General features: G+C 44.8%; 3 protein-coding genes. All 3 read left to right on the top strand.

Annotation, left to right across the window (positions count from 1 at the left end; translation table 11 throughout):
* Nucleotides 1–247 precede the first annotated feature (247 nt).
* The 3 genes from PX636_RS17220 to PX636_RS17210 all read left to right on the top strand — a co-directional run bounded on the left by PX636_RS17220 (nt 248) and on the right by PX636_RS17210 (nt 3,822).
* Entirely contained in the window at nt 248–1,189 is a 942-nt protein-coding gene (locus PX636_RS17220) for a glycosyltransferase family 2 protein (RefSeq protein WP_288118020.1), read from the top strand.
* Between the two features lie 289 nt (nt 1,190–1,478).
* On the top strand, nt 1,479–2,888 hold the full coding sequence (locus tag PX636_RS17215) for a hypothetical protein (RefSeq protein WP_288118018.1): 1,410 nt from the start codon (nt 1,479–1,481) through the stop codon (nt 2,886–2,888).
* Nucleotides 2,889–3,126: 238 nt separating this feature from the next.
* On the top strand, nt 3,127–3,822 hold the full coding sequence (locus PX636_RS17210) for a PEP-CTERM sorting domain-containing protein (protein ID WP_288118016.1): 696 nt from the start codon (nt 3,127–3,129) through the stop codon (nt 3,820–3,822).
* Nucleotides 3,823–4,111: the final 289 nt, after the last annotated feature.

The raw sequence follows: 4,111 nt of genomic DNA, 5'->3' as shown, positions 1-4,111 counted from the left end.
GTGGGGTGTGGGGTGTGGGGTGTGGGGTGTGGGGTGTGGGGTGTAGGGTGTAGGGTGTAGGGTGTGGGGTGTGGGGTGTAGGGTGTGGGGTGTAGGGTGTGGGGAGAATAAATAAAAATAGTCTCCTCAATCCTGTCTCCTCAATCCTGTCTCCTGAATCCTGAACGAAGATTGTTGGTTTTTGCAGGAGGTCTAATCAAGGAACCGAGGTTATTTGGTAAGCTAAAACGGTAATCTTGACCCCCGAATGCCCGTGCTGATCAGTGTTGTCATCCCTACCTACAATCGCCAAGCAATTTTAAAAAAATGTTTACTAGCCCTAGAAAATCAGCGTTTAACCGATAATAAGGTGGAAAACTACGAAATAGTCCTTGTCGATGATGGCTCTACCGATGCGACGATCGCTTGGCTAGAAAGTCACAAAGGCAATTTACCCCATCTGCAACTGTGGCAACAGGATCACGGCGGACCGGCGCTCGCTAGGAATCTGGGGGTAGAAAAAGCTAGTGGTGATACGATTATTTTTATCGATAGCGATCTGGTAGTGACAGAAAATTTTTTGCAAGCCCACGCCGACGCTTTAACCGCCGGGGCAGCAAGTCTCAGCAGCGATCGCTTATTTACCTACGGCAGTGTCATTAATACCTGTAACTTCGAGCATCCCACCAGTGAACCCTATAAAATCACCGATTTCTCCGCCGCCTATTTTGCCACGGGCAACGTGGCGATCGCTAAAAAATGGTTATTAGCGGCGGGATTATTTGATACCCAGTTTCAACTCTACGGTTGGGAAGATTTGGAATTAGGGGTGAGATTGAAGCAATTAGGACTAAAATTAATCAAATGTCCTGAAGCCGTCGGTTATCATTGGCATCCCCCCTTTAATCTCGCTCAAATTCCCAATCTCATCGATAAGGAAATTCAACGAGGACGAATGGGAGTGCTTTTTTATCAAAAACATCCCACCTGGGAAGTGCGGATGATGATTCAAATGACTTGGATTCATCGACTGTTGTGGGGTTTACTTTCCCTAGGGGGAACCCTGAATGAACGCAGCCTCTCCCCTCTGTTACAATGGTTGATCGATCGAGGTAAACCGCAATTAGCCCTAGAAATTGCCCGCATTTTTCTCAATTGGTACAACGTGCGCGGCGTTTATCAAGCTTATCGGGAAATACAGCTTCAGTGAAATGTCTTGGCGAACACCGATGAAAGCGTTTCTCACAAAGACGAGGTGTCACTAACCCCGCCCTAAAACCAGAGACTTTGTACCTCACCATCGAGATAACTGCCCTAAGGGTGAACATTTGCCGATAAAAAACTGAATATTTGCTTTCTTTTTCTGATAATTGCTGCCACAATCAAAAGCAATCGGCATAGAGAGCGGCGGAAAACACTGACCACATTTGCCCCTTGTGAATTATCCTCTGAGATTGGGCATATTATAAAGTAAATTTTCCTAGAGGAGGAATCCCATAATGAGTATCTTCGATATTTTAATCGGTTTTGTCGGTGGAGGTGCGATCGGGGGTGGGGCTTTATATGCCCTGCAAGAGGGAAAAATCAGGGAAGAACGGCAAAAATATGCGAAAATTCGGGCGGATTTAGGTAAAGCCGAAGAGGAGTTAAAAGACAGCAAAGGACAGTTAAAACCACTCGCTCTCTCCGAAGAACGGATTCGCAATATCGAAGCCACCTATAGAGAAGAAGTGGCTAAATTGCAAAAAGAGTTAGAAGATAGCCAAGGACGTTTGCAAGAGATAGCCAGCGCAACTCCCGCTCAAGCAGTGGAAGTCGCCGATAAAACCCAAATTCAGCAACTTGAACAGGAATACGAGGCTAAAATCGAGGAATTGCGCCAAAGCTACCAAAGTCAAATACAAGAGATTATAGACGGGAAGCAAGGGGAAATGGAAGCCCTGCGTCAAAGTCAACAGGCGCAGATTCTAGAATTAGAAAAGGGCTATCAGTGGCAAATTCAACAACTAGAACAGAGTTATCAAAGCCAACTGTTAGGACTAGAAAATGCCCGCCAAGCAGTAGTGGATGATCGAACCACTGAAATCGTCGAACCCTGGGATGATTTCCCCGATAGCCCCAGTGCCGAAGAAATAAATCCTTTTGATAGTTTTATCACCGAAGAAAACCTGGGATTGCCACCAGAATTTGCCCCTGAAACGCCCCTAGAAACGCCGGTTTCCGAATCAGAATTCAGCAGTGAGATGAATCCTTTTGATGGTTTTATCACCGAAGAAAACCTAGGATTGCCACCAGAATTTGCCCCCGAAATGCCCCTAGAAACCTCCGTTTTCGAGGAGACATTTGACGGTTTAAACAGCCCAGAAGAAACCTTAGTTTCTCCAGAAATGACTGGGAGCGAAGATTTTCCCGTCATGGCAGAACCAGCAATCTCTGACTGGGAGATGTCCGCTGCTGAGATAGAATTTCTCAACAGTTTAACATTAGAGGAAGAAACGAGAACTATCGGTAGCCTAGAAGAATTATCGGCTAATTACGGTCAGATTCAAGAAACCGTTAGCAGTGACACCAGTTTCTCTGATTTATTAGCCACCGATGCCGAAAAATTCGCTGATAACCCAAATTTTCTCGATGACTTATTTGCTGATACCGATGACAGCAATAACCCCGAATTATTCGATTATTTTGCGGAAGAAACCCCGACAGTTGCATCTAACCGCCAAAATGTTGCTTCTGTTGCGAGTGACCAAGAAGAACTAGATTTCTTCAGTATGTTGGATAATGAAGAAATGGCTAATCTAGAATCCTTACCTTCTGACGAAGAACTGCCCCTTGATGATCTATTTAGCGATGATTTATTCTCGGATGGGGACAATAGCAAAACCACGAGGCTAGAATCTCATCAGTAGGCAGATTGCCCGTCATCAAGGCAGAAGACAGAATTTCTTCCCCACCCGATTTCTGGCTTCTGACTTTCCTAACTGCGCCACCAGATGGGCGTTTTCCCCGTGTCCCCCGATTCCCGTACCATAGAATAGTAAAAAAATCTACATCAAAAGTGGTGGACATTGTCAAAAAAACAAATATGATATAGGAGGATACGTTGTATCCTTTTGACTGTACCTAGCCTTTTAAGGAGATTTTCCCGTGAAACTCACTATCAAAACCCTTGTTTTGTCCACTGCCACTTTCGGCTTAATGTTGGGTGTGGCACAAAACTCCCAAGCCGCTACTCTAATTCCTGGAGTCACTGCCGACTTAGATAGCATACAAACACAATGGAATATAAACGATACCGTCAACGGCAATGGGCTGCCAAGTAACACTCCGAGTCTTACGGGAGATCATGTGCCGTCGCAGAATAGTAATTCTTGGCGGTCAGCTATTTTAACTAACACGCAGGGCACCACAATTCCCTTAGGTACTATCACTTTTAATCTCAATGGTGGCTATAATCTATCTGGGTTTACTTTCTGGAACCTTGGCAATATGACTCAGGAGCTTGCCAATCAGGGAATTAAAAATGTGACGATTGAATACTCCAACAACGGTGGAACAACTTGGAGTAACCTGATTGGCGCTCCGACTTCCTTTGCACAAGGACTTGTTGGTACTGCATCTTTGCCTCAGCCCCCACAGCAGTTCAGTTTTACCTCAGTCGCTGCGACTCATGTTAGATTTACTAATCTGAGTAACTTTGGGGGGTTCAATACCCCCAGCACGAGCAATCGCATTGGCTTCTCAGAGATTCAGTTTGCAGGAACCAAAATCCCCGAACCTTCTTCCTTGCTTGCTCTGTTAGCCTTTGGTTTAGCGGGCGTTAGTTTGGGAAAAAGAATTTAACTTAGTGTCAGCATAATTCCCTCGCTAGAAGTCCCTCCCTTTTAGCGATGGGATGAATGCCCAACATATAGACAATTCTCAGAAACCGATGCTCCGTTGACACTCACCGCTATTGTTTTAATTTAGCCTCAACTTTAAACTCTAGGACAAACATTTACGCTAAAATTTCAAAGATAAACTTATTCTAATACTAAATCTGGTTATTAAAGACTGATTATTTATTTCCCCTTTTGCCTCTTGCCTATTGCCTTTTGCCTGTCCTCATAAGTAGCCTATACTCAACGGATTT

Source organism: Microcystis sp. M53598_WE2 (genome assembly GCF_030067735.1).
GTDB classification, from domain to species: Bacteria; Cyanobacteriota; Cyanobacteriia; order Cyanobacteriales; family Microcystaceae; genus Microcystis; species Microcystis aeruginosa.
The sequence above is the reverse complement of the archived record's forward strand: the minus strand, read 5'-3'. Positions and strand labels throughout refer to the sequence as shown.